Origin of the sequence: Bradyrhizobium yuanmingense (genome assembly GCF_900094575.1) — a bacterium.
Taxonomy (GTDB): domain Bacteria; phylum Pseudomonadota; class Alphaproteobacteria; order Rhizobiales; family Xanthobacteraceae; genus Bradyrhizobium; species Bradyrhizobium yuanmingense.
In genome coordinates this window covers 462,130-486,879 of sequence record NZ_FMAE01000006.1, presented here as the reverse complement: position 1 = coordinate 486,879, position 24,750 = coordinate 462,130, and the positions used below count along the sequence as shown (strand labels likewise).

At 65.2% G+C, this 24,750-nt stretch carries 28 protein-coding genes and 1 tRNA gene; 17 read left to right on the top strand and 12 right to left on the bottom strand.

Annotated features, from left to right (window positions below; translation table 11 throughout):
* Nucleotides 1-2 precede the first annotated feature (2 nt).
* Both GA0061099_RS23685 and GA0061099_RS23680 read left to right on the top strand, forming a co-directional pair.
* Nucleotides 3-374, top strand: coding sequence for a dimethylsulfonioproprionate lyase family protein (locus tag GA0061099_RS23685; protein ID WP_036014542.1), 372 nt, complete (start codon nt 3-5; stop codon nt 372-374).
* Between the two features lie 47 nt (nt 375-421).
* Nucleotides 422-1,378, top strand: a complete 957-nt coding sequence (locus tag GA0061099_RS23680) for a tripartite tricarboxylate transporter substrate-binding protein (RefSeq protein WP_074448067.1) — start codon at nt 422-424, stop codon at nt 1,376-1,378.
* Nucleotides 1,379-1,385: 7 nt separating this feature from the next.
* Here the strand turns inward: GA0061099_RS23680 and GA0061099_RS23675 are convergent, their stop codons facing one another.
* Nucleotides 1,386-1,745, bottom strand: a complete 360-nt coding sequence (locus GA0061099_RS23675; protein WP_036014526.1) for a VOC family protein — start codon at nt 1,743-1,745, stop codon at nt 1,386-1,388.
* Between the two features lie 137 nt (nt 1,746-1,882).
* On the opposite strand from GA0061099_RS23675, the gene GA0061099_RS23670 reads away from it, so the two are divergent.
* The 3 genes from GA0061099_RS23670 (at nt 1,883) to GA0061099_RS23660 (ending at nt 4,093) form a co-directional block, all read left to right on the top strand.
* Nucleotides 1,883-1,959, top strand: a tRNA-Arg gene (locus GA0061099_RS23670).
* Between the two features lie 118 nt (nt 1,960-2,077).
* Nucleotides 2,078-2,800: a DUF2569 family protein gene (locus tag GA0061099_RS23665; protein ID WP_036026339.1), complete on the top strand. Its 723-nt coding sequence runs from the start codon at nt 2,078-2,080 to the stop codon at nt 2,798-2,800.
* A 153-nt stretch (nt 2,801-2,953) separates the two neighbouring features.
* Complete coding sequence (locus GA0061099_RS23660; RefSeq protein WP_036026341.1) at nt 2,954-4,093, top strand: amidohydrolase/deacetylase family metallohydrolase; 1,140 nt, start codon at nt 2,954-2,956, stop codon at nt 4,091-4,093.
* A gap of 44 nt (nt 4,094-4,137) precedes the next feature.
* Here GA0061099_RS23660 and GA0061099_RS23655 read toward each other — a convergent pair whose 3' ends face one another.
* Complete coding sequence (locus GA0061099_RS23655; RefSeq protein ID WP_036026340.1) at nt 4,138-4,863, bottom strand: alpha/beta fold hydrolase; 726 nt, start codon at nt 4,861-4,863, stop codon at nt 4,138-4,140.
* Nucleotides 4,864-4,983: 120 nt separating this feature from the next.
* On the opposite strand from GA0061099_RS23655, the gene GA0061099_RS23650 reads away from it, so the two are divergent.
* The gene (locus GA0061099_RS23650) at nt 4,984-5,964 is read left to right on the top strand and encodes a helix-turn-helix domain-containing protein (protein WP_074448066.1); all 981 of its coding nucleotides are present in this window, start codon (nt 4,984-4,986) and stop codon (nt 5,962-5,964) included.
* A gap of 175 nt (nt 5,965-6,139) precedes the next feature.
* On the opposite strand, the gene GA0061099_RS23645 is transcribed toward GA0061099_RS23650, so the two are convergent.
* From GA0061099_RS23645 to GA0061099_RS23625, 5 genes are read right to left on the bottom strand one after another with little or no spacing between them, the layout of a single operon-like run.
* A complete protein-coding gene (locus tag GA0061099_RS23645) occupies nt 6,140-7,285 on the bottom strand; it encodes an acyl-CoA dehydrogenase family protein (RefSeq protein WP_036014520.1) in 1,146 nt (381 codons plus the stop codon).
* Nucleotides 7,286-7,298: 13 nt separating this feature from the next.
* The gene (locus GA0061099_RS23640) at nt 7,299-8,126 is read right to left on the bottom strand and encodes an SDR family NAD(P)-dependent oxidoreductase (protein WP_036026348.1); all 828 of its coding nucleotides are present in this window, start codon (nt 8,124-8,126) and stop codon (nt 7,299-7,301) included.
* A gap of 20 nt (nt 8,127-8,146) precedes the next feature.
* Entirely contained in the window at nt 8,147-8,557 is a 411-nt protein-coding gene (locus tag GA0061099_RS23635; protein WP_036026350.1) for a MaoC family dehydratase, read from the bottom strand.
* Nucleotides 8,554-9,009 carry a MaoC family dehydratase N-terminal domain-containing protein gene (locus GA0061099_RS23630; protein WP_036026351.1) on the bottom strand — a complete coding sequence of 152 codons (456 nt, stop codon included), beginning with the start codon at nt 9,007-9,009 and terminating at the stop codon, nt 8,554-8,556. Before GA0061099_RS23630 ends, GA0061099_RS23635 begins: the two co-directional genes overlap by 4 nt.
* An 8-nt stretch (nt 9,010-9,017) precedes the next feature.
* Entirely contained in the window at nt 9,018-10,199 is a 1,182-nt protein-coding gene (locus tag GA0061099_RS23625; protein WP_036026352.1) for a lipid-transfer protein, read from the bottom strand.
* A gap of 88 nt (nt 10,200-10,287) precedes the next feature.
* Between GA0061099_RS23625 and GA0061099_RS23620 the strand changes: the two genes are divergently transcribed.
* Nucleotides 10,288-11,025: a TetR/AcrR family transcriptional regulator gene (locus tag GA0061099_RS23620; RefSeq protein WP_036026353.1), complete on the top strand. Its 738-nt coding sequence runs from the start codon at nt 10,288-10,290 to the stop codon at nt 11,023-11,025.
* Nucleotides 11,022-12,578, top strand: a complete 1,557-nt coding sequence (locus GA0061099_RS23615) for an acyl-CoA synthetase (protein WP_074448065.1) — start codon at nt 11,022-11,024, stop codon at nt 12,576-12,578. The genes GA0061099_RS23620 and GA0061099_RS23615 overlap by 4 nt, the downstream gene beginning before the upstream one ends.
* A gap of 122 nt (nt 12,579-12,700) precedes the next feature.
* On the opposite strand, the gene GA0061099_RS23610 is transcribed toward GA0061099_RS23615, so the two are convergent.
* A complete protein-coding gene (locus GA0061099_RS23610) occupies nt 12,701-13,642 on the bottom strand; it encodes an SDR family NAD(P)-dependent oxidoreductase (protein ID WP_244429346.1) in 942 nt (313 codons plus the stop codon).
* A gap of 72 nt (nt 13,643-13,714) precedes the next feature.
* Here GA0061099_RS23610 and GA0061099_RS23605 point away from each other — a divergent pair, with 72 nt between their 5' ends.
* Nucleotides 13,715-14,371, top strand: a complete 657-nt coding sequence (locus GA0061099_RS23605) for a TetR/AcrR family transcriptional regulator (RefSeq protein WP_050995970.1) — start codon at nt 13,715-13,717, stop codon at nt 14,369-14,371.
* A gap of 118 nt (nt 14,372-14,489) precedes the next feature.
* Nucleotides 14,490-15,167: an alpha/beta hydrolase family protein gene (locus GA0061099_RS23600; protein WP_036026365.1), complete on the top strand. Its 678-nt coding sequence runs from the start codon at nt 14,490-14,492 to the stop codon at nt 15,165-15,167.
* Between the two features lie 3 nt (nt 15,168-15,170).
* Here the strand turns inward: GA0061099_RS23600 and GA0061099_RS23595 are convergent, their stop codons facing one another.
* Entirely contained in the window at nt 15,171-16,145 is a 975-nt protein-coding gene (locus GA0061099_RS23595; protein WP_074448082.1) for a ketopantoate reductase family protein, read from the bottom strand.
* 151 nt (nt 16,146-16,296) lie between these two features.
* Here GA0061099_RS23595 and GA0061099_RS23590 point away from each other — a divergent pair, with 151 nt between their 5' ends.
* On the top strand, nt 16,297-17,097 hold the full coding sequence (locus GA0061099_RS23590) for an enoyl-CoA hydratase-related protein (RefSeq protein WP_036026369.1): 801 nt from the start codon (nt 16,297-16,299) through the stop codon (nt 17,095-17,097).
* On the opposite strand, the gene GA0061099_RS23585 is transcribed toward GA0061099_RS23590, so the two are convergent.
* Both GA0061099_RS23585 and GA0061099_RS23580 read right to left on the bottom strand, forming a co-directional pair.
* Nucleotides 17,094-17,657, bottom strand: coding sequence for an NADAR family protein (locus GA0061099_RS23585; protein ID WP_036026370.1), 564 nt, complete (start codon nt 17,655-17,657; stop codon nt 17,094-17,096). The genes GA0061099_RS23590 and GA0061099_RS23585 overlap by 4 nt on opposite strands.
* Nucleotides 17,658-17,700: 43 nt before the next feature.
* A complete protein-coding gene (locus GA0061099_RS23580; protein WP_050995971.1) occupies nt 17,701-17,973 on the bottom strand; it encodes a hypothetical protein in 273 nt (90 codons plus the stop codon).
* Nucleotides 17,974-18,085: 112 nt separating this feature from the next.
* On the opposite strand from GA0061099_RS23580, the gene GA0061099_RS23575 reads away from it, so the two are divergent.
* From GA0061099_RS23575 to GA0061099_RS23560, 4 genes are all read left to right on the top strand, one after another.
* Nucleotides 18,086-19,453: an FAD-dependent oxidoreductase gene (locus GA0061099_RS23575; protein WP_074448064.1), complete on the top strand. Its 1,368-nt coding sequence runs from the start codon at nt 18,086-18,088 to the stop codon at nt 19,451-19,453.
* Between the two features lie 30 nt (nt 19,454-19,483).
* Complete coding sequence (locus GA0061099_RS23570; RefSeq protein WP_036026376.1) at nt 19,484-20,488, top strand: ABC transporter substrate-binding protein; 1,005 nt, start codon at nt 19,484-19,486, stop codon at nt 20,486-20,488.
* 108 nt (nt 20,489-20,596) lie between these two features.
* Nucleotides 20,597-21,370 carry an ABC transporter ATP-binding protein gene (locus GA0061099_RS23565; RefSeq protein WP_074448063.1) on the top strand — a complete coding sequence of 258 codons (774 nt, stop codon included), beginning with the start codon at nt 20,597-20,599 and terminating at the stop codon, nt 21,368-21,370.
* Nucleotides 21,363-22,184, top strand: coding sequence for an ABC transporter permease (locus GA0061099_RS23560; protein WP_036026379.1), 822 nt, complete (start codon nt 21,363-21,365; stop codon nt 22,182-22,184). Before GA0061099_RS23565 ends, GA0061099_RS23560 begins: the two co-directional genes overlap by 8 nt.
* A gap of 120 nt (nt 22,185-22,304) precedes the next feature.
* Here the strand turns inward: GA0061099_RS23560 and gtdA are convergent, their stop codons facing one another.
* Nucleotides 22,305-23,345, bottom strand: coding sequence for a gentisate 1,2-dioxygenase (gene gtdA / locus GA0061099_RS23555; protein WP_036026380.1), 1,041 nt, complete (start codon nt 23,343-23,345; stop codon nt 22,305-22,307).
* A 213-nt stretch (nt 23,346-23,558) separates the two neighbouring features.
* On the opposite strand from gtdA, the gene maiA reads away from it, so the two are divergent.
* Nucleotides 23,559-24,191 (top strand): maleylacetoacetate isomerase, encoded by a 633-nt coding sequence (maiA, locus tag GA0061099_RS23550; protein ID WP_036026383.1) that lies wholly within the window; start codon nt 23,559-23,561, stop codon nt 24,189-24,191.
* Nucleotides 24,181-24,693, top strand: coding sequence for a MarR family winged helix-turn-helix transcriptional regulator (locus tag GA0061099_RS23545; RefSeq protein WP_036026384.1), 513 nt, complete (start codon nt 24,181-24,183; stop codon nt 24,691-24,693). Before maiA ends, GA0061099_RS23545 begins: the two co-directional genes overlap by 11 nt.
* Nucleotides 24,694-24,750 lie beyond the last annotated feature (57 nt).

Genomic DNA, 24,750 nt, shown 5'->3' with positions numbered 1-24,750 from the left:
GCGTGAGCCAGAAGGAAGAATTTCACAATCTCGATGATGCCAGCGACGGACTCTTCCGCGAGCTTGCCGCCGGCGTGACCACGCGCATCTTCTCCGGCGAGCAGGCGATGCTGTCGGTGGTGACGCTGGCCCCGCATGCGCAAGGCACGCTGCATCATCACCCCGAGGAGCAGTGGGGCGTGCTGCTCGACGGCTCCGCCATCCGCGTCCAGGGCGAGGAGGAAATCCCGGTGAAGAAGGGCGATTTCTGGCGCACGCCCGGGAACGTGCCGCACACCATGCGCGCCGGGCCGGACGGCGCCCGCGTGCTGGACATCTTCAGTCCGCCTCGGCCAGAATACAGAAAAGCAGGATCAGGCTTCGGCACGACCTAGCGCTCAAAAGCAAAAAAGCAAAGCGCTACACATAAAGGGAGGGGACCATGACGATCACACGACGGGCGCTGCTGGCCGCGCCGGCTATTCTCGCATTGACGCCGGCGATGGCGCAGGCCGGCAAAATCACGCTGGTGGTGCCGTTCCCGCCGGGCGGATCGACCGACGCCATGGCGCGGCTGCTGCAGACGAACCTGCAGACCAAGCTTGGTCGCATCGTGGTGGTCGAGAACAAGTCGGGCGCGGCCGGTGCGCTCGGCGCTGCGCAGGTCGCCAAGAGTCCGGCCGACGGCTCGACCTTCCTGGTCACCTTCGATTCCCACGCGGTGATCCCGTCGATTCTCGACAAGCCGCCGGTCGATGTCGAGCGCGAGCTGATGCCGGTGCTGCTGATCGGCACCGCGCCTTACGTGATCGCGGCCGGCGCCGGCCGCCCCTACAAGAGCTTTGCCGACGTGGTCGCCGCCTGCAAGGCAAGCCCCGGCGCGGTGAAATACGCCTCGGTCGGCATCGGCACGCTCGGCCATCTCGCCATGACCGTGCTCGGCAGCAAGGCCGGTGTCGAGATCATGCACGTGCCTTATCGCGGCGGCGGGCCGGCCATGAACGACGTGCTCGGCGGCCACGTCGATCTCATCGCGGGATCGGCGGCGCTGGTCGCCGCCCAGCTCGGCACCAATATGCTGCGACCGATCCTGCAGCTCGGCCGCGAGCGGCTGCCGGCCCTGCCTGATACTCAGACCGCGATCGAGGCCGGCTTCCCGGACTTCGAGACGCTGGCCTGGTGGGGCATCTTCGCGCCCACGGGCACGCCGCCGGACGTCGTCGCGGCCTTCGCGGCGGCGTCCAAGGAGATCCTGAGCGAGCCCGCGACCGCCGCCCAGCTGAAGGAGACGCAACACATGACGCTGCTGCTCCAGGACGGCGCCGCCTTCAAGACCTTCTTCGACAAGCAGGTCGCCACCTGGGGCAAGGTCGTGAAGGACAACAATATCAAGGCGTGAGGCCCCGTCATGCCCGACGAAGGGGACGTGCGAAACTGAGCTCATGGCCATCGGGGTCGGTGAGATGGAAGTAGCGCTCGCCCCATTCGGCGTCGCGCGGCGTGGTTGACGGCTGCCATCCGGCGGCGCGCGCCTGCTCATAGGTTGCGTCGACATCGGCGACATGGAAGATGACGCGGCCCCACCAGGACCAGCGCTTGTCATCCGGCTGTGCCGTCAGGTTGAGATAACCGGGGCCGACGCGAAAGCTCGTGAATGCGGCGGCTTCGCCACCATACAAGAGCTCGAACCCCAGCGACCGGTAGAAGTGCACGGCGCGCCCCATGTCATGCGTGCCGAGCGTGATGGCGCTGATGCTTTCGATCATGTGAGCTGCTCCGTTGGGAGGGGCCTGGAAGTATAGCCGCCCCGTTCAGGCTGACGATCGATCTCGCCCGCCTGACGGCTGGCGAACCGCATTTTGCTCTGCTATGAGGGGGCCGAGCCCGCACCCACGGGTTCCGCGGTCCCGTAGCTCAGCCGGATAGAGCGGCGGTTTCCTAAACCGTAGGTCGGAAGTTCGAGTCTTCCCGGGATCGCCATTTTCCGCGCGTTTGCGCCGCGCCAAGGGCACGCAACGCCGGTATTCCCCCCAAGCGTTATTCCATCGTGACGTGTGCCGACAGCCGGCTAAAATACGGCGGGTGCAGGGGGCCTTGCATGGCGGACTCATGGTACTACGCTGAGGGCGGGCAGCGGCGCGGCCCGTTCTCGATTTCTGAACTCCTTCCGCTCCTTGCTAGTATCGCCGATCCTCGGCGTGTGCTGGTCTGGCGGCACGGCTTCGAGAATTGGAAGCCGGCCGGGGAGGTGCACGAGATCACGGAGCAGCTCCTTCAATCGCCGCCGCCAAGCCCAGCATCCCCGCCGGTTGAGGTCATTCGCGAGGCGGCCGCTCCCGCAGAAGAAGCCGCTTCATTCAAGGACGTCCAGCCAGAGATGACCGGCATCAGCGGCTGGCTCGGGCTTCTGGCGTTCGGCCAAATGATCGGCATCGTGCGCCTAGTCGTCAATACCGCGCAATATGTGCAGTCGATCTCAAGCGAGACCTGGGTGCAATTCTCAATCGTATTTTGGGGCGAGATAGCGATGAACGCCGCGCTGATCGGTCTCGCAATCTGGACGGCGGTGCTCCTGTTCATGCATTCCCGTAGATTTCGAGCGTTCTTCATTGTGCAGATGATCTGTGCGGTACTGATGCCGTTGATCGATCTGGTTTGGGTTGCATCGATCTTTTCCATTGGCTTGAACCGTCCGTTCGGTGATTTTTTCACTATCGAACCTCTTCAAGTCGCACGAATGGTCGTCGGTGCGATCAGTGCCGCGATTTGGATAACCTACGTCCTTCGCTCCCGTAGAGTCGCGAATACGTTCACGGAGTAAGCCGTCATGCATCCGGCGGCCCGCAAGCCGAGCGGACAGGATGCCCGCTGATTTGCTCGGCTGGTGCAAAAATTGCTAACAGAAGCGGCCGGGCCGGAAGGGGCACCTTCCAGCCCGGTCCATGCCTGTCCGTTGCCATACCCGGAGACCATGATGCCTTTTGACTTGATCCTTCGCGGCGGAAGGGTCATTGACCCCTCGCAGAAGCTCGATGCCGTGACGGATGTCGCATTTTCGAACGGCAAGGTCGCCGCTGTTGGCACAGGGCTCAAGGCGGATCCGGGCACCGATGTCCGCGACGTCTCGCAGTTCATCGTGACGCCCGGACTCATCGATCTGCACACCCATGTCTATTGGGGCGGCACCTCGCTCGGCATTGATGCCGAGGAGTTCTGCCGCCTCTCCGGCGTCACCACGGCGGTCGATACCGGCAGCGCTGGTCCCGGCAATTTCGCCGGCTTCCGCAAGCATGTGATCGAGCCGAGCCAGGTCCGCATCCTCGCCTATTTGCACGTCTCGCATGCCGGCATCTTCGGCTTCTCGCACCGGATCATGGTCGGCGAGAGCGAGGAGCTGCGCCTGATGAATCCGATCGAGGCGGCCGAAGTGGCCGATGCCAACCGCGATCTCATCGTCGGCATCAAGGTGCGCGTGGGCCTGCATTCCTCGGGCACCTCGGGCGCGGTGCCGCTCGACATCGCGCTCGAGGTCGCGAACGAGGTCGGCATGCCGCTGATGGCGCACATCGATCATCCGCCCCCGAGCTATGAGGACGTGTTGGCGCGGCTGCGTCCCGGCGACGTGCTGACCCACGCGTTCCGCCCCTTCCCGAACACGCCGGCGACGGCGCAAGGCACCGTGAAGAAGGCGGTGCTGGAAGCGCGCGAGCGCGGCGTGCTGTTCGATATCGGCCACGGCAAGGGTTCGTTCGCGTTCAAGACCGCGCGCGCCATGCTGGCCAATGGTTTCCATCCGGACACGATTTCCTCGGACATCCATCAGCTCTGCATCGACGGACCGGCCTATGACCAAGTGACGACCATGTCGAAGTTCCTGTGCATGGGCATGGAGCTGCCGGATGTGATCGCGGCATCGACGGTGAATGCGGCGATGGCGCTGCGGCGTCCTGAGCTCGGCAGCCTCAAGCCGGGCAGCGTCGGCGACGCCACGTTGATCTCGGTGCGGCAGGGCCAGTTCGACTATGAAGACGTCGTCGGCGAGCACCTGATCGGCGATCGCAAGATCGTGTCCGAAGGCGTCGTCATCGGCGGCCGCTGGTGGCATCCGAATTGAGCGGCGCGCGCGGATCGTGACCACGTGCTCGCATGACGCACTGATCAGTCGCGCCCCGCCTCCATGATCGCCTTGGCGAGCCGCGCCGGATCGGAGAAGCACAGCTCGTGGCTTCCCGGCACCTGCACCAGGCGGAACAGGCCGAGCTTCTCCGACAGGCGCGGATGCCAGCCATGGCTGTGCGGCATCGCGGTATCCTCGGTGCAGTTGATGTAGGATTTGGCCAGCGGCATCTCGGCCGGATTGCTCTTGAGCGTGATCTTGTCGCTGAAGGTCGCCAGCGGATGCGAGTTGAGCACGTCATAAGCGCGCTGCGCCGTCTCCAGATCGGCATCGTTGATGAAGGCCTCGCGCCAGATCGGGAAGGGCAGCACCACCGAGCCGTCGCCGCGCTCGGCCGCGATGGCGTCGAACAGTCCGATATAATGCGGCGGCACCATGTCGTTGAGGCATTCGCCGTCATTGGGCACGAAGGCATTCCAGTAGACCAGGCGGCGGATGCGCTCCGGCGCGAGGTCGGCAACGCCAGTGATGACCATGCCGCCATAGGAATGGCCGAGCAGGATGACGTCCTTCAGATTATTCTCGGCCAGGTAGTCCGCGATCGATTGGATCGCTTCCTTCAACCCGGTCGTCTTGGCATCGCCCGGACGGTTGCCCTTGATGGTGGGGGTATGGACCTGATGGCCGGCGGCGCGGATCGGCGCGGCGACCGGCTCGAGCTCGGCGCCTGTATGCCAGGCGCCATGGACGAGAACGTAGGTCGACATATTGTGGCTCCTCCCGAGGGTGTGGTTAGATCGGCGCAGCGTCGCCGTACGGCAAGTGTGGACCGGCGACCGATTTGCCGCTTGGCTGGAAGTGAACCGTATTGGTCTCGGAGTGAACCGATGCAGCAGATCGAGCGTCCCGTTCCGTCACGCCACTCGGCCTGGAATACGGTGGGCGTACGGCCTCACGAGCAATTCGCCTATTATCGCGAGGCAATCTGCCAGGCTTTCATGAATCTGACGCCGGAGCCGGCGGCCGCCGCCGCCTTTCCCGCCAGCGTCGAGCATGTCCGTCTCGGTGATGCCGCGATCAACCGCGTCAGCTTCCCTGAGCATTTGGTGCGCCGTTCCGCGGCCGACATTGCGGCGTCCGATCGCAGCTGCTTCTACCTCAACCTGAAGCTGGCCGGCCGCTGCCGCATCCAGCAGGACGGTCGCGAGATCAGCCTGTCGCCCGGACAGGTCGGCATCTTCGACAGCGACCGCCAGTTCGCGCTCCTGCACGATCGTGGTCCGCAGCTGCGCGTCGCCTCGTTCTGGGTGCCGGCAGAAGCCTTGCGTGAACGGCTGCCGGCTTCGTTCGACGTCGTTGCGGCACGCCTCTCGGACGATCCCGTCGTCGGCCACCTCATTGTCGAGACCGCGCGCACGCTCAGCGAGGGCGCGCTGCAGATGGGCGAGGACGAAGGTGTGCGGCTGTTCCGGGCGCTGATCGAATTGGTTGCCGTGAGCCTGTCGCGAAGCAGCCGCCTGCACGCAGCTGAAGCCGAGAGTCTCGCCGATGCAACCACGCTGGCGGTGAAACGTGCCATCCACCGGCGGCTCCGCCAGCCGGGACTTGCGGTCGCAGACGTCGCCGCCGCCGTCGGCATCAGCGAGCGCTACGTGCACAAGCTGCTGGCGCGATCGGGCTCCAGCTTCACCGACTACGTCATCGACCATCGTCTCGACGGCGCGGCCAGGGATCTCAGGACTCCCGCGATGGCGGAGCGCGCGATCGGCGCCATCGCGTTCGATTGGGGTTTTTCGGACCTCTCCCACTTCACCCGCCGCTTCAAGCAGCGCTTCGGCTGCCGGCCGCGCGACTGGCGCGCGCGGTGAGAGAAACTGCGCGGCGACCCGCTCGATGAGCCCCCTCTCCCCGTTCTTACGGGGAGAGGGTTGGGGTGAGGGGCTGCTTCCGCGAATACGGTGAGAGACGGACCTGTGGAGAGTCCCCCTCACCCGATCGCTACGCGATCGACCTCTCCCCGCAAGCGGGGCGAGGTGGAGCGCCTCACAGCGACCGCGCGATTAGCAGCTTCATGATCTCGTTGGTGCCGCCATAGATCTTCTGGATGCGGGAATCGATGAAGATGCGCGAGATCGGGTATTCCTGCATGTAGCCGTAGCCGCCGAATAGCTGCAGGCATTCGTCGGCGGTCTCGACCTGCTTCTCCGAGCACCAATATTTCGCCATCGAGGCCGTCACCGTGTCGAGGTCCTTGGCGATCAGGCGCTCGATGCACCAGTCGACGAAGACGCGCGCGATCATCGCCTCGGTCTTGCGCTCGGCCAGCGTAAAGGCGGTGTTCTGGAAATCCATCAGCGGCTTGCCGAACGCCTTGCGCTCCTTGGTGTAGTCGGTGGTGAGCTTGACCGCGCGCTCCATCGAGGCGACGGCGCCGACCGCGAGCGCAAGGCGTTCCTGCGGCAATTGCTGCATCAACTGGACAAAACCCTGGCCCTCCTCCTTGCCGAGCAGGTTTTCCGGCGGCACGGTCACGTTGTCGAAAAACAGCTCCGAGGTGTCGGAGGCGTGCAGGCCGATCTTGTCGAGGTTGCGCCCACGCTTGTAGCCGTCCGCGCCCGCGGTCTCGACCACGATCAGCGAAATGCCTTTGGCACCTAGCTCGCCGGTGCGCGCGACCACGATGACGAGATCGGCGGCCTGGCCGTTGGTGATGAAGGTCTTCTGGCCGTTGATGACGTAGGAATTGCCCTGCTTCTTCGCCGTGGTCTTGACAGCTTGCAAGTCCGAGCCGGTGCCGGGCTCGGTCATGGCGATGGCGCCGACCATCTCGCCGGACGCCATCTTCGGCAGCCAGCGTTTCTTCTGCTCCTCCGAACCGTAATTGAGGATGTAATGCGCGACGATGGCGCTGTGCACGGAGACGCCGGTGGTCAGCTCTGGCACCGTGCTCTCGAGATCGTCGAGCACGGCGGCGTCATAGGCGAAGGTGGCGCCGAGACCGCCATATTCCTCCGGCACGCTCGCCAGCAGCGCTCCCATCTCGCCGAGCCCGCGCCAGGCGAAGCGGTCGACCATTTTCTGCTCGCGCCATTTCTCGGCATGCGGCGCCAGGTCCTTGGCGAGATATTTGCGGAACTGGTCGCGGAAGACGTCGAGCTCTTCGGTCATCCAGGAGGATCGATAATGCATCAGCGCCTCGCTCTCAGACAATCAGGCCGCCGCCGGCGACGACCACCTGACCACTGATATAATTGGATTCCGGACTGCAGAACAGATAGACGGCGTCGGCCGCCTCTTCCGGCGTACCGCCGCGGCCGAGCGGGATCATGCGCGACATGGCTTCCAGCATGTGCGGCTGCACGCCGACCTTGATGTCCCTGCCGGCGACGTCGATGGTCTTCTGCTGCGCCTCGATCGGCTGGGTCAGGCGGGTGTTGATGAGGCCGAAGGCGACGCAATTGACGTTGACCTTGTAGCGGCCCCACTCCTTACACATGGTTCGGGTCAAGCCGATTAGCGAGGCCTTGGCCGAGGAATAGCTGGCCTGCCCGGCATTGCCGTAGAGACCTGCGATGGAGGAGATGTTCACGACCTTGCGGAACACCTCGCGTCCCTCTTCGGCCTCCTTCCTGGAGAAGACGCGGATCGGCTCGGCGGCCGCGCGCAGGATCCGGAACGGCGCGACGAGGTGGACGTCGAGCATGGCCTGGAACTGCTCGTCGGTCATCTTCTGGATGGTGGAGTCCCAGGTATAGCCGGCATTGTTGACGATGATGTCGAGCCCGCCGAACTTGTCCAGCGCGGCGCCGACGAAGCGATCGGCGAAGCCCGCCTCGGCGACGCTGCCGTTCACGGCAGTGGCATTGCCGCCGAGTGCCTCGATCTCCGCGACCACGGCGTTGCCGGGCTCGACATCGAGGTCGTTGACGACCACCCTGGCGCCTTCGCGCGCCAGCTTGAGCGCGATCGCGCGCCCGATGCCCCGGCCTGAGCCGGTGACGAGCGCGACCTTTCCCTGCAGTCTTGTCATTTGAATGAGTCCTCTTGCTGTCACAGCGCGACGACGGCGCTGCCTTCGAGCTTGACCTCGCCGCGATCGTCCTTGGTGGTGAGCGCGAGCCTTGCGCGACGCTCGCCGTCCTCGACGAAGAGCTCGGTCACGGTGCCTTCGCAAGTGAGCTTGGCGCCGAGCTGAGTGATCGAGACGAACCGGGTCGCAAAGCTGCGGAGCTTCGACGGCGGCACCACATCCGTCAGCGCCTGCCCAAGAGAGGCCATCACCAGCATGCCGTGGGCGAACACATCGGGAAATCCGGCCGCCTTGGCGAAGTCGATGTCGACGTGGATCGGATTATGATCGCCCGATGCGCCGCAATAGAGCGCGAGCGTGTGGCGGGTGATCGGCGGAAAGACTTTGTGGACGATGCGGTCGCCGGCCTTTATGTCTCCGGATGCCGTCATGACGCCGCCTCGTTGCGGACGACGATGGTGCGCGCGGTATCGGCGACACGCACGCCGTCCTGGTTGGTCACCTCGCATCGGATGCCGATCAGCGTCATCGCGCCGCCCTTCTTGTCCACAACGCTGGTCACCAGCGGTCGAAACGTCAGGGTGTCGCCGACCAGAACCGGGGCGTGATAGGCGAAGCTTTGCTCACCATGCAGCACGCGGGACAGATTGATGCCGAGCGCGGCGAACATTTCGAAGGGGTCGTCGACGTCCATCATCTCCAGGCAGAACAGATAGGTCGGCGGCACTGGGGTGCCAGCGAATCCGGCCGCTCGCGCGGCATCCGCGTTGCGGTAGACCGGATTCTCTTCACCCAGCGTGTTGAGGAAGTAGCGGAGACGGCCGGGCTCTACGCGCGCGGTGACGGGCGTGAAGCTGCGCCCTACGGCGGACTGGTCGACCATGGCCGATATCAGTGCCGCTTGTAGAGCGTGACGACGCAGGCCCCGCCGAGGCCCAGATTGTGCTGGAGCGCGACCTTCGCACCCTCGACCTGCGTGGCGCCGGCGGTGCCGCGCAGCTGCCGCGTTAGCTCGTAGCACTGCGCAAGCCCGGTGGCGCCGAGCGGATGTCCCTTGGACAGCAATCCGCCGGACGGATTGGTCACGATCCGGCCGCCATAGGTATTGTCGCCGTCATTGATGAACTTGCCGGCTTCACCCTCGCCGCAGAGGCCGAGCGCCTCGTAGGTGATGAGCTCGTTATGAGCAAAGCAGTCGTGCAGCTCCACCACGTCGAGATCGCCGGGGCCGATGCCGGCGCTCTCATAAACCCGGCTGGCCGCCTCTTTTGCCATGTCGTAGCCGACCAGCTGCATCATGTCGCCGGCCTTGAAGGTCGAGGGCGTATCGGTGGTCATGGCCTGCGCCGCGATGCGTACTTCTTTGCCGATGCCATGCTTGTCCGCAAACCGCTCGGAGACCAGCACGGCGGCGGCGCCGCCGCAGGTCGGCGGGCACGCCATCAGGCGCGTCATGACGCCGGGCCAGATCACCTGGTCGTTCATCACGTCGTCCGCCGTGACTTCCTTGCGGAAAAGCGCGAGCGGATTGTTCTTCGCATGTCGGCTCGCCTTGGCGCGCACCTTGGCGAAGGCGTCGAGCGGCGTGCCGTATTTCTTCATGTGGCTGAGCCCGGCGCCGCCGAAATAGCGCAACGCCAGCGGAATGCCGGGAGCGTCGATCAGCTGGTCCACAGCCGCGTCGAACTCCTCGAACGCGCTCGGGCGATCGGCATAGACGCTGCCGAGCGCGCCGGGCTTCATCTGCTCGAAGCCGACCGCCAGCACGCAATCCAGCGCCCCGCTTGCGATCATTTGCCGCGCCATGAACAGCGCGGTCGATCCGGTCGAGCAATTGTTGTTGACGTTGACGATGGGGATGCCGGTCATCCCGACGGGGTAGAGCGCGCGCTGCCCGCAGGTGGAATCGCCATAGACGTATCCGACATAGGCCTGCTCGATCTTCTCGTAGCCGAGGCCGGCATCGGCGAGCGCGAGCTTGACCGCTTCCGTTCCCATCTCGTGATAGGGGGCGCTGGCGCCCGGCTTGGCGAACGGAATCATGCCGACCCCGGCGACGACGACGTCAGACATCGCTTCCTCCCAATAAATTACCCGTTGGACTTTTTCTTACCCGTGGGTAACATATCGTCCGATCTCCACCAGAGTCAACCGACCGACCATGGATTCAGCGCCGCCCGCTCCGCCGTCATCGCCTTCGCCCTGGCTGCCGTTCGAGAGCCGGCGCCGCGCCCGCGACGAGAAGCGCGAGGCGGTGCTGCGCGCCGCCGTGCAGCTGTTCCTGGAGCAGGGCTATCATCGCGCAACGCTGAACGAGGTTGCGGACCGGCTGAACATCACCAAGCCCGCGCTGTACAATTACTTCCGGGGCAAGGACGAGATCCTGTTCGAATGCTGGTCGATGGGCGCCGAACTCGTTGACGGCGTGATCACGGAGATCAACGCCGGCGGCGGTTCGGGTCTCGCCAAGCTGCGCAAGCTGGTTCACGCCTATGCCACGCTGATGGCAACCGATTTCGGCGCGAGCCTGGTGCGTTTCGACTTGCGCGATCTGGCCGAGCGGAACGCCGGTGTCGCACGCGCCGCCAAGAGGCGGATCGACGCCACCTTCCGGCGATACATTACTGCAGGCATTGCTGACGGTTCGATCAGGCCTTGCGATCCAAAGCTTGCAGCCTTCGCGATCGCGGGTTCGCTCAATTGGATCGGCCATTGGTATCGACGGGAGGGCAAGCTGTCGCCGACCGCGATCGCCGACGAGTTCACGGTGCGGCTGACGGACGGCCTGGCGGCCGAGGTTCGGCTGCAAATGACAAAGAAGACGCCGAGGGCGCCGCAAGGGCGCAACTCAGGACGCAAAGCAACAGGGAAGAAACGCACGGGAGGAGAGACGGGATGAACATCACGCACGGCCTGCGCAGGGCGCTGCAGATCAATCCGAATGGGCTGGCGACCGTTTATGGCCAGCGGCGGCGCAGCTGGGGCGAGCTCAGCGAGCGCGTTACAAGGCTGGCCGGCGGCCTGCGCACGCGCGGCGTCAGGGACGGCGACCGTGTTGCGGTGCTGTCCTTCAACTCGGACCGCTATCTCGAGCTCTATCTGGCGACCGGCTGGGCGGGAGGCGTGATCGTGCCGCTCAACATCCGCTGGAGCGCGCTGGAGAACGAGGATGCGCTGCGCGACTGCCGCGCGTCCGTTCTGCTGGTCGACAAGGCCTTTGCGCAGGTCGGCGCGCAGCTCGCCGGCGCCATTCCGGGGCTGAAGCTGATCTATGCCGACGATGGCGAGGCGCCGGCGGGGATGGAGAGCTATGAGGCTTTGGTTGCGGGCAGCGCTCGGGTGCCCGACGCCATGCGCAAAAGCGACGATCTCGCCGGCATCTTTTACACCGGCGGCACCACCGGCGGTTCCAAAGGCGTGATGCTCAGTCACCAGAATCTGATGGCCAATGCGCTCAACGCACTCGGCGAAGGCCTGTTTCCGGCAAGCGCGATCTATCTGCATGCGGCTCCGATGTTTCACCTTGCCAACGGGGCGGCGATGTATTCGCTGCTGCTCTCCGGCGGCTCGAACGTGATCGTTCAGGGCTTCACGCCCGAAGGCGTGATGGCTGCGATGCAGAACGAGCGCGTCACAGACGTGCTGCTGGTGCCCACGATGATCCAGATGTTCGTCGATCACTCCGCGATCGGCAAATACGACCTGTCGTCCCTGAAGAACATCATCTACGGGGCCTCGCCGATCAGCGAGGCGGTGCTCGATCGTGCCGCGCGCGCACTGCCGCATGTGCGCTTCACCCAGGCCTATGGCATGACCGAATTGTCGCCGATCGCGACGCTGCTACATGCGAACGAGCATGTCGCGGAGGGGCGCAGAAAGGGACGTCATCGCGGTGCGGGCCGCGCCACGCTCGGTTGCGAGGTGCGGATCGTCGACGAGAACGACCAGCCGCTGCCGGCGGGCGCGGTCGGCGAGATCGTGGTGCGCGGCGACACCGTGATGATGGGCTATTGGGAGCGGCCGGAGGAGACCGCGCGCGCCGTCGTCGACGGCTGGATGCACACGGGCGATGGCGGCTACATGGACGAGGACGGGTTCATCTATGTCGTCGACCGGGTGAAAGACATGATCATCTCGGGCGGGGAGAATGTGTATTCGGTCGAGGTCGAGAACGCGCTGGCGCAGCATCCGTCGGTGCTGCAATGCGCCGTGATCGGAATTCCCAATGAGCAATGGGGAGAGCAGGTCCATGCCGTCGTGGTCAAACGCAGCGGCGTAGAGGTTTCGACCGGCGAGCTGATCGAGTTCACGAAGACGTTGATTGCCGGCTACAAATGTCCGCGCAGCATCGAGATCACCGAGACGCCGTTGCCGTTGTCCGGTGCCGGCAAGGTGCTGAAGCGCGAGCTGCGCAGGCCGTTCTGGGAGGGGCGGGAACGGCGGGTCAGCTGACGGCTCCCGCGCGTTACGGCCTGCGCGCCGAGGACGCGCGAAGATTGATGTTTTCCAGATCGTGGTCGCGCGGATACGCCCACCGGGATCGCCATGAACTGTGTTTTCAGGCTGCGTCCGATCTAGCCATGAGCCGTCTTGCCTCCGTCGATCACGAACTGGCCGCCGGTCGTGTAGGGATGATCGTCGGAGGCCAGCACCAGCGCAAAAGCCGCGATCTCCTCAGGCGCTGCCACGCGCTGTAACCCCGGGACGTTGGATTTGGCCCATTGCGCGATGCCGATATGCCAGGCCGCATCGGGCAGGCCCTCCATGCCGGCGAGCCGGCGGATCATCGGGGTGTCCGTGGTGCCGGGGATCAAGGTGTTGATGCGGATGCCATGCTTTGCGTAGTCGAGTGCCGCGGCCTGCACCAGGCCGACCAGCCCCCGCTTGGCAGCCGAATAGGCCGAGCGCTTGGCTGACGTCGCAATGGCGTTGGACGAGGAGGTGACGACGATCGATCCGCCTTTCTCCAGCATGTGCGGGATTTGATATTTCATCGACAGGAACACGCCGCGCAGATCCGTGCCGATCACGTCGTCGAATTCGGCCGCGCTGAATTCATGCAGCGGCTTCTCGATTGAGATGCCGGCATTGTTGAAGGCGACGTCGAGCCGCCCGTAGCGCGCGATGGTCGTATCGACCAGCGCCTTCACCTCGGATTCGTGGCGCAGGTCGGCGCGAACGAAGACGGCCTCGCCGCCGGACTCGCGCACCTCGGTCTCCACCTGCCTGCCACGGTCGGCGTTGCGCCCGCAAAAGGCGACGCGGCCGCCCTCGGCGGCGAACATCAGCGTTGCGGCCCGCCCGATTCCGGAGGTGCCGCCCGTGACGATGACGACCTTGCCCGCGAATCTTTGCTTGCCGCTCGGCTTCTGCTGCGGCAGCGCTGCACCCTGGCCGAGCGCCACGCCGCCGGCAAGGCCGCCGACGGCACCTGCGAGCATGCCGAGGGCCGCGCCCCCAACCAGATGACGCCGCTTTACGGAATTGCTCGCGGTGATATTCTGCATTTCGGTCATTTCGAACTCCGATCCGCTCAATCTGAACAGTGTTAAGATAGATATGCTGCAATCTGAACAGTGTCAAGTTACATGAAGAAACGGGCCCCCGCCGCCAAGCGCAGCACCGCTCCGACCCGGCCAAGGCCGGAGGTCGGATACCATCACGGCGAATTGCAAGAGGCGCTGATCGCCGCGAGCGAAGCCATTCTCGCCGAGCAGGGCGCGGAAGCCTTCACGCTGCGCGAAGCCGCACGCCGCGCCGGCGTTTCGCCGGCCGCGCCATCGCATCATTTCGGCAACGCCCAGGGCCTTCTCACCGAAGTGGCGATCCGCGGCTACGACGCGCTTGCCGGCGCCTTGCGCGAGGCGGCCTCCGGCAAGCAGGGCGTCCGCGACAAGCTCCACGCCCAGGGACTTGCCTATGTCGATTATGCGTTGAGGCATCCCGGCCGTTTCCAGACGATGTTTGCCAACAAGCGGCTGGTTGCCGACGATGCGCGCCTGAAGCAGGCGAGCAGGGCCGCCGGCCATGCGTTCGAGGTCGTCGTCGCCGAGCTGACCGGCGGCACCGCGAAGGAGGCGAAGACGGCGGCTGCGGCAGCCTGGTCCACCGTTCACGGCTTCGCCAAGCTTGCGCTCGAGGAGAAATTCGGCTCTGTGAACAACGAGGCCGGACGCCGCGAGATCATGATGACGCTCGATCAGGTCCTGAACTATCTCTGGCCCGCGAGCGGCACGCGCCAATAGAGCATGATCCGGAAAAGTGCGAAGCGGTTTTCCGGAAAGATCATGCGCGAACAACAACCTGAAGCGCGATGACGTTCATCCAGATCTCATCGCGCTTTAGATGCAAATCGAGGCGGTCATGACGGGCAAGACGACAGAGCTCAAGTTCGACATCGAGCGCATCGGCACGATCTCGGCGATCCTGACGCAGCCGACCCACGCGCGCGCCTGCTACGTCCTGGCGCACGGCGCCGGCGCAGACATGCGGCATTCCTTCATGGAGAAGGTTGCAGCCGGCCTTGCCGAACGCGGCATTGCGACGTTCCGCTTCAATTTTCCCTACATGGAAGCGAAGAAGGGACGTCCTGACCCGCCCGCAATCGCACACGCGAGCGTGCGCGCCGCGGTCGCGGAGGCGGGGCGGCTCTGCCCCGGGCTGAAGCTCGTTGCCGGTGGAAAATCATTCGGCGGCCGCATGACCTCGCAGGCGCAGTCGAAGTCGCCGCTCCCCGATGTCAAAGGGCTGGCCTTCCTCGGCTTTCCCCTCCATGCTGCCAAGAAGCCGTCGAGCGAGCGCGCCGAGCACCTCGCTGCAATCGCGATTCCCATGCTGTTCCTGCAAGGCACACGCGATGAGCTTGCCGATCTTGCCCATCTCGAGCCCGTCATCGAGCGGCTCGGGCGTAAGGCGACGCTGCATGAGGTCGCAGGCGGCGACCATTCCTTTGCGGTGCTCAAGAAATCCGGCCGTAGCAATGACGAGGCGCTCACCGAGGTGCTGGACGCGCTCGCGGCCTGGATCGACGCGCTCGCCTGAGCCTCACGCCGAATAAAGCCCCTTGTCACGCGCCTTCTGGATCGCGAGCGCGGCGATCAGGTCGAGCGTCGGCGTGGACAGGCCGGCGGTGCGCGCGAAGGCCTGGGGCGCCTTCACCAGCACGTCGACTTCCATGGCGCGGCCGAGCTCGTAATCCTGCAGCAGCGACGGCTTGTGGTTGGGGGCGGGGCCGCTGCGGCTGGCACGCTTGACCTCGGGAATGAAGTATTGGGCGATTTCGTTGGCCTCGTTCAGCATGCGCGGAATTACCTCCGTGAAGGCGGGGTCGTCGCGCACGCCGCGCGCGGTCTGGCCTGTAAGCAGGCACAGCACCGACAGCGACATGTTGGTCAGCAGCTTTGACCAGATCGCCTCGCGGATCTCGGCGACCGGCGGCGATTCCAGCCGCGCATCGTTGAAGACGCCGCGCAGTTTCGTGATCCGCTCGCAATTGCGGTCGTCGCATTCGCCGATCAGGAGGCGGTTGCGGTCCGGCGTCAGGTTCTGCACCACGCCGGGCGCGATCACCTCGTTGGAGGAGAAGATCACGCCGCCGATGATCCGCTCCTTCGGGATGCAGGCGCGCAGGCGCCCGCCGGGATCGAGGAATGAAATGTCGGGCGGTGTCGGGTGCCGCGGCGGCAGGCCGATACCGTACCACCAGGGAATGCCGTTCTGCGCGAACACGATCGCGGTGTCGTCCTGGAGCAGCGGCTTGATGCTGGAAACCAGCCCCTGAAGCGCCGTCGCCTTCAAGGTCGAGATCACGACGTCCTGCGGGCCGAGCTGAGCCGGATCGCCTGACGCGTTCACCTTGGCGCCGACCTCGGAATCGCCGACGCGCAGCTTGAGGCCGTTGGCGCGGGCCGCCTCCAGATGCGCCCCCCGCATCACGCAACTGACCTCATGGCCGGCGCGCGCCAGCCGTACCGCAATGTGGCTGCCGACGGCGCCTGCGCCGAAAATGCAGATGCGCATGTTGATATCCCGTGTCCATCCCGTGGTGTCGCCCGGCGCCAGCATGACACAAGCCGCCATGCGATGGACGCGGCCACCCTACGCCGGAAAGATATGGATCAGGGCAGGCGCGCTCAGCCATAGTGTGCGGCAAACAACCGGAGGACCGCCGATGAGTACCAGCCCCGTCCTGTGGAGCCTCGATGAACGCGGGGTTGCGACCGTCACGTTGAACCGGCCGGAGGTCAACAACGCCTATGACGGCGCGCTGATCTCAGGCGTGCTTGCGGCCATGGACGACCTCGGCAGCAAGCCCAATTTGCGCGTCGTCGTGCTCCGGGGCAACGGCAAGCACTTCCAGGCCGGCGCCGATCTCAAATGGATCAACAGCGTGCGGCCGCAATCGCGCGAGGCGAACGAGGCAGCCTCGCGGGCGACGTTCGAGGCCGTGCAGCGGCTCAACACTTTGCCGCTTCCGACCGTCGCGCTGGTGCAGGGCGGCTGCTTCGGGGGCGGCACCGGCGTCATCGCGGCCTGCGATGTCGTGATTGCAGCGGACAACGCCCTGTTCTCGATCACCGAGGTGCGCTGGGGCCTGACCGCGGCGATCATCATCCCGCAGCTCTGCGATGCCATTAGTGTACGGCAAGTCCGCCGTTACGCGCTGACCGGCGAGCGCTTCGGCGCCGAGGACGCCCGCCGCATCGGCCTCGTCCACGAGGTGGTGCCGCTCGCCGATCTCGAGGCCGCAGGCGCCAAGGTGGTCGAGCAGCTGCTCGCCAACGGACCGGAGGCCATGGCCGAGACCAAGCGGCTTGCGCTGGAGAGCTCGTTCGGCGGCATGGCCGTGAACGATGCCGCTTACACCCGGCTCGTGCGATTGCACTCGCTCAAGCGCCAGAGCGCCGAGGCGGCGGAGGGACTGGCCTCCTTCGCCGAGAAGCGGGCGGCGAACTGGGGTAGTGGCAGCTAGGGCGCCGACGATCCTGATTTCAGTGAATGGCGGGCTTTCATCAGCGCAAAACCCAGCAGGTTGAGGCCCGGCCAGTTATGCGGGTCACTGGCTCGCTTGTCGTCTGCGGCAACACCGATCCCCCAGACGCTATCAACGGGGCTGGCTTCTACAAGCACAGCATCACGGGTCGCGAGCAGCCAGTCTCCGAGCTCCGGGTTCTGGCCAAACTTCGCCAAATTGCCGCGTACCGCGACGTCGAAGCGATGGACTATCCAGCGCTCCTCGTCGAAGCCCTTGACTCGCCGACCGAGCTTCTTCGCTTCCGAAGGACCGGGCGCAGAAAGGATGGCGGCGAGCGTGTCCTGATCCCCAAATAGTTCAGCCTTCTGGGCCATCATATAGTGCTCGGCTGTACTATAGGTTTGGCCATCAATGACGAAGGTCGCCGGCCACCACTGGCTGAGCACGTGCTTGCCGATCCTGTGATCCTTCGGAGTGTGTCCCCAGAAGAAGACGAACTCGGGAGCCCATCCAGAACTGATTGCGTTCCTTAGAGCATCAACTCCATCGATCTGCATCCCTATGCTTCCTCTTGTCCGTCCTTGGATCCTGCCATCGTGGTCAGCAGCCGCGGCAGATGTTGTTGATGCTGCGATAGACCGCGTCATCGTCCTGCCGCAACTGGCGCAGCGTGTCGAGCGTCGTGCTCTCAGCCGCCAGCGTGGCCGGCTTGCGCTTAGCCGACAGGTCTTCCTCCTGCCGCTTGTAGCAGGCCTCGCGATCGGGCTTGGCGGGGATGAAGCGGCAGTTTTGCTCCACGGCCGAGGCGGGAACGGCCGAGATCGCGAGGGCGATAGAAGCGGCGAAGCAGTATCTGACGATGATCGAATCCATGCCTGCACTTGTCTCAGGTCCACCGTTAGCGAGCAACCGCGATCTTGCGGGCATGAGGACCGCCGGCTAAGCCGTGATCCAGTTCGAACCAGATTCCGGGAAGGAACGCGCCATGTGGGCCACGACGATCGACGAACCAGCGCGCAAAGTGCCGCTCTATGGCGAATATGAAGTCGTCGTGCTCGGCGGCGGGCCGGCCGGCATCGTGGCGGCAGCCGCAGCGGCGCGCGCGGGGCGGAAGACGCTGCTGATCGAACGTTACGGCTTTCTCGGCGGCATGGGCACAGCGGCCGGCGTCACCAATTTCTGCGGCCTGCACGGCAATGTCCATGGCGAGCACCGGCGGCTGGTGCAGGGGCTGGCCTCGGAGCTGCTGGCGCGGATCGATCGCTTGAACGGCCTCAACGCGCCGCATCTGATCCTCGGCAAGGTTTTTGCCCAGGCCTATGACACCGCCGCCTACAAGATCGCGGCCGACCAGCTGCTCGCCAGCCATAAGGTGAATATGCTCTTCCACGCCCTCGGCGCCGGCGTCGTGATGGCCGATGAGCGCCGCATCGACGCGATGCTGATCGAGACCAAGGCTGGCCGGCAGGCGGTGCGCGCGGAGATCTTCGTCGACTGCTCCGGCGACGGCGATCTCGCCGTGTGGGCCGGCGCGCCGTTCGAGATCGGCGACGAGCATGGCCATCCGCTCTACCCCTCGATGATGCTCCGTCTCAACGGCATCGATCCCGCCAAGGCCGGCGAGGCCTGGCGCACCATTCCGCAATTGATGGAAAAGGCCGTCGCGGCCGGCACCCACGCATTCCCGCGCAGAAGCGCGATCGTGCGGCCGCAAAAGTCCGGCATCGAATGGCGGGTGAACTTCACCCAGGTCGCGCGCGAGGACGGCCATGCCATCAACGGCGTCGAGCCCGACGATCTCACCCGCGGCGAGATCGAGGGCCGCAAGCAGGCGCTCGCTGCGTACGAATTCCTGCGCAGCGCGGTGCCCGGATTTGAAAAGTCCTATATCGTCGACCTGCCGCCGCAGCTCGGTCTCCGCGAGACCCGCCGCATCAAGGGTGGCTACCAGCTCAGCGGTGACGACGTGCTCGGCTGTGCCTCGTTCGCGGACTCCATCGGCGTCAACGGCTGGCCGATCGAGGCCCATGTGCCCGGCGACGTCGTCTTCACCTTCCCGCCGATCCCGGAATCGCGCGGCTATAATGAGCTGCCTTACCGGATGCTGGTCCCTGAGGGCGTCGACAATCTCCTGGTCGCCGGCCGCTGCGCCTCGATGACCCACGAGGGCCAGTCGGCCGCCCGGGTCTCCGGTGCCTGCTTCGCGATGGGTGAGGCCGCCGGTTCCGCCGCCGCGCTGGCGCTGTCCGGAAACCGGATTCCACGCGAAATCCCCATTGAAAAGTTGCAGGAAACGTTGAAACAACAGGGCGCCTTCATCGGACGGGACCAGGCGGTGCCCGAAGGCCTGTAACGCACTGCAAGACAAAGCGGAGGAAACGGGATGATCGGGATTGCGCGGCTCGCGGTAGGGGGCCTGATGGCGATCATGGCTATGGGCACGGCATGGGCCGAGGATCCGCTGAAAGCCAGGATCGGCGTGCTCCGCCTGTCTTCGTCGGCGCCGGTCTTCATCGCGCAGGACAAGGGCTATTTCCGTGAGGCCGGGTTGGAGGTCGAGCTGAAGTTCTTCGACGCAGCGCAGCCGATTGCGGTAGCCACCACCTCGGGCGACGTCGATTTCGGCGTCACCGCCTTCACCGCCGGGCTCTACAATCTCGGCGGCAAGGGGGTGCTGAAGGTGATCGGCGGCATGAGCCGCGAGAAGCCCGGCTATCCCCTGATCGGCTATTTCGCCAGCAACAATGCCTATGCGAGCGGCTTGAAGACGCCGAAGGACCTCGCGGGCAAGCGCGTGGCGATGACGCAGGTCGGATCGAGCTTCCACTATTCGCTCGGCCTGCTCGCCGACAAATACGGCTTCAAGCTCGCGGACGTGAAGATCGTGCCGCTGCAATCGCTGTCGAATGCCGCCGCTGCGCTCAAGGGCGAGACCGTCGATGCCGCCTTGCTCCCGATCTCGACGGCGCGAAAGCTGATGGACGAGGGCGGCGCGAAATTCCTGGGCTGGGTCGGCGACGAGACGCCGTGGCAGCTGGGGGCGGTATTCGCCGCGCCGAAGACGCTGGCCAACAAGGCGATGGTGACGAAATTCCTCGGCGTGCTCGCGAAAGCCGACCGCGAATATCACGACGTCATTCTGGCTTCGATGAAGGATGGCGTTGCCCCCATCAACGAACGGACAAAACCGCTGCTGGAGATCATCGCAAAGTACACCAACCTGCCGGTCGAGCAGGTGGTCGGCAACTGCGCCTATATCGATCCCGACGGCAAGCTCGACGTGAAGAACGTCGACAACCAGATCAAATGGCTGCAGGAGCAGGGCTTCGTCGACAAGGGCTTTGATGCGGAAGCGATCATCGCGAAGGAATTCGTAAAGGCGGATTGATGTTTGCTGTCCTTCCGGGGCGATGCGAAGCATCGAACCCGGAATCTCGAGGTTCCGGGTCTGGTCGGTCGGGCCATCCCGGAATGACGCAGGGATAGACGAGATCGCATGGACCTGATCGCCAGCCACATCTCCCATCGCTTCGGCGATCTCGCCGTGCTCGACGACGTCTCGTTCACCGTCGGGGCCGGCGAGGTGGTGGCGATCGTCGGGCCGTCCGGCTGCGGCAAGAGCACGCTGCTGTCGATCCTCGGCGGGCTGCTGCAGCCGACCTCCGGCGCGCCCGAGCTGCGCGGCGCGCCGCCGGCGGACAGTCTCAATCCGCTGACCTTCGTGTTCCAGGATTTTGCGCTGCTGCCCTGGGCGACGGTGGAGGAGAATGTTGGATTCCCGCTGCTGCACACCCAGCTCTCGGCCGCGCAGCGCCGCGCGCTGGTCGAGGATGCGCTGCGCCGCACCGGCCTCACCGATTTTCGCCAGACCTATCCCAAGCAGCTCTCCGGCGGCATGCGCCAGCGCGTCGGCATCTCGCGCGCGCTTGCGGTGAGGCCCGCGATCCTCTTGATGGACGAACCGCTCTCGGCGCTGGATTCGCAGACCCGCGAGCTCTTGATGGAGGATTTCATCCGCCTGCTCGCAGATGGCGGCATGGGCGCGGTCTATGTGACCCACAATCTCAAAGAGGCCGTGCGGCTCGCCGACCGCATCGTGGTGCTGTCGCGCCGTCCTGGCCGCATCCGCGAGGTCGTCACCGTGCCGATGGCGCGGGCGACGCGCGGCGAAGCGGCGGCGCGCGAAAAGCTCCTGGTGCTGCAGAACCAGATCTGGTCGCTGATCCGCAACGAGGCGATCGATGCCGAGCGCGAGGTCCAGCATGCTTGATCGCGCGGCAACGGACACGGCCAAGAACGAAGCGACGCGGCCCGTCCGCTTCCGCGGCGCCGGTTTCGTGCCTGCCTCGAGCCGGTACGGCGGCTGGATCGCGCTCGGCCTGCTTATCGCGATCTGGCAGGCCGCCGGCAGCGCCGGCCTCGTCAATGCGCTGTTTCTGCCGACTCCTTCCGCAATTGTTCGCGCGATCTATCAGCTCGCCGTTTCCGGCGCACTCTGGCAGCATGTTTCGGCCTCGCTGCTGCGGATCGGCGTCGGCTGGCTGTTGGGAACGGCGGCTGGCATCGCCGTCGGCTTCGCCATCGGCCTGTCGCGCCTTGCGCGCAGCGTCGGCATCACCTTCATCTCGGCGCTGTTTCCGATTCCGAAGATCGCGTTGCTGCCGCTGCTCATTCTCTGGCTCGGCATCGGCGAAGAGCCGAAGATCGCGACCATTGCGCTCGGGGTATTCTTCTCGACCGCGATCTCGGTCTATAGCGGCGTCGATGCCGTGCCGCGCAACCTGATCCGCATGGCGCAGAGCTTCAACGTTCCGTTCGCCACCATCGTGCGCAAGGTGATCTGGCCGGGCGCGCTGCCGGCGATCCTTGCCGGCTTCCGCATCACCGCCTCCGTCGCGCTGCTGCTGGTCGTCAGCGCCGAGATGATCGGCGCCCAATACGGCATCGGCGCCTTCGTGCTGCAGGCCGGCAACCTGATGCAGACCGATCAGCTGCTCGCGGGCGTCGTGATCCTGTCGGTGTTTGGGCTGGCGGTCGGGAAGGTGATCGGCTGGCTGGAGATGCGGCTGTTGCACTGGCGCTAGATACGATCACCGGCGCCGTAGGGTGGGCAAAGCGAAGCGTGCCCACCATTCCTTCATGAGTCGCGAAGACGTGGGCACGGCGCAAGGGCGCCTTTGCCCACCCTACGAGACCGGCGACCGTCACGCGTTCCCGCGGTCTTCCCTGAACAGATCCAGCTTCTGCTGCACCGGCCGATCCGAGAAGCTGAACAGCACGGCATCCTCATCCGCCTCGTGCGTCACCCAATGCCAGCTCGGCACCACGAACAGGTCGCGCGGGCCCCATTCGAACATTGTATCGCCGACGTGGCTCCGACCCTTACCCTCGATCGGGCAGAACACCGTCGCATCGGTCGAACGATAGCGCGCGGTGTTGAAACCCTTCGGCAGCAGCTGGATGAAGGTGCCAATCGTCGGCATCGCGAAATCGCCGGTCTCGGGGTTGCTGAACTTCAGCTTGAGGCCGTGGCAGGCGTCCCATTCCTGGCTCGTCCTGGCCTTCTCCAGCGCCTCGCGGGTGTAGGCATAGGGATAGCTGAAGATCGGCGAAGTCTTCGAGCTCCGCTTCACATCAACGGGCAAGAGGTTGTGGCCGTAGCGGGCAAAGCTGTCGCCCGCGGGCTTGGTGATCCTCTGCTGGTCTTCCTTCGCGCCTTCGGCAAAGGAGCAGTCGAAGAATTGCACCAGTGGAATGTCGAGGCCGTCGAGCCAGAACATCGGCTGATCGGTCTCGTTGGAATGATCGTGCCAGGTCATCGACGGCGTGATGATGAAGTCCCCGGGCTGCATCGCAGTGCGCTCGCCGTCCACCGCGGTGTGGGCGCCCCTGCCTTCGAGCACGAAGCGCAGCGCCGACTGGCTATGCCGGTGCGCAGGCGCGACGTCGCCGGGCACCACCATCTGCACGCCGGCATAGAGCGAGGTCGTAATTTTGGATTGCCCGCGCAGTCCCGGGTTCTCCAGCACCAGCACGCGCCGCTCGGCTTCCTTGGCGGTGATGAGCTTGCCGGCTTCAACCATGTAGTCGCGGATGACGTCGAACTTCCAGAGGTGAGGCCGGCACGCGCTTTTCGGCTCCGGCGTGATCAGGTCGCTCATCACCGTCCACAGTGCGGTGAGATTCTCGCCGTCGATCTTCCGGTAGAACGCCTCGCGTTCCGGCGTCTTGGTCACGGCTTTCATGGTTGCTGCTCCCGATCGTTTGTTGATTGACAGTATACTGAGGATCTAGGTAGCGTCAACGTGACGGATGACATACAAGGTTGTCATTCCGGGGCGAAGGGCCGCGCAACGCGTGGCCCGGCGAGCCCGGAATCCATAACCACGATCGGGAGTATGGATTCCGGGCTCGACGCTGGCGCGTCGCCCCGGAATGACAAAAGCAGGGAGGTCTCAATGAAGCTGCACGGCTATTTCCGCTCCAGCGCCGCCTATCGCGTGCGGATCGCGCTGAACCTCAAGGGGCTCGGCGCCGAGCATCTGCCGCATCATTTGCGGAAGGGCGAGCAATGCGCCCCCAGCTATCTCGCCATCAACCCGCAGGGCCTGGTGCCGGCGCTGGAGGACGATGCGGGCGGAGTGCTGACGCAATCGGTCGCCATCATCGAATGGCTCGACGAGACCCATCCCAATCCGCCGCTGTTGCCGAAGGATCCGCTGCGCCGCGCCAAGGTGCGGGCGTTTGCGCTGGCGATCGCCTGCGACACCCATCCGGTGCAGAACCTGAAAGTGCTGGCGCGGCTGCGTGAGCTCGGCCTGCCCGAGGAGAAGGTCCAGGATTGGGCCGCCTGGGTCAACCGCGAGGGCCTGTCGGCCTGCGAGACGCTGATCAAGGACGAGAAGGGCCCATTCTGCTTCGGCAATGCGCCGACGCTGGCCGATCTCTGCCTCGTGCCGCAGCTCGGCAATGCGCGCCGCTTCGGCGTCGAGGTCTCCGCCTATCCGCGCCTGCTCCAGGCCGAGGCCGCCGCCAAGGCACTGCCGGCATTTGCCGATGCCGCGCCGGAGAAGCAGCCCGATGCCGAGTAAGCCGCCCCCTCCGATCACGATGGACGCGGTCTATGCCGCGCCGGGTTATCTGTTCCGGCGCATGCAGCAGATCGCGGTCTCCATCTTCATGGAGGAGTGCAAGACCTTCGACCTTACGCCGGTGCAATATGCCGCGCTAATCGCGATCCACACCCATCCCGGCATTGATGCGACCCGGCTCTCGGCGGTGATCGCTTTCGACCGCTCCACGCTCGGCAGCGTGATCGAACGTCTCCAGGCCAAGGCCTATATCGAGCGCAAGCCGGCACCCGAGGACAAGCGGATCAAGCTGCTCTATCTGACCAAGTCGGGCGCTGCGATCCTGCGCGAGATCATCCCCGCCGTCGAGCGCGCCCAGGCCCGGATGCTGGAGCCGCTCAAGCCCGCCGACCGCAAGGCGCTGATGGGCCTGCTGGCGCAGCTGGTCGATCTCAACAACGAAGCCTCCCGCGTGCCGCTGCGCGCGGAGGACGCGCTGGAGCATCTTGGGAAGGCTGGGTGAGGGCGCCCCGGCCGGCCCGGAGCGCGATCTCGTAGGGTGGGCAAAGGCGCGAAGCGC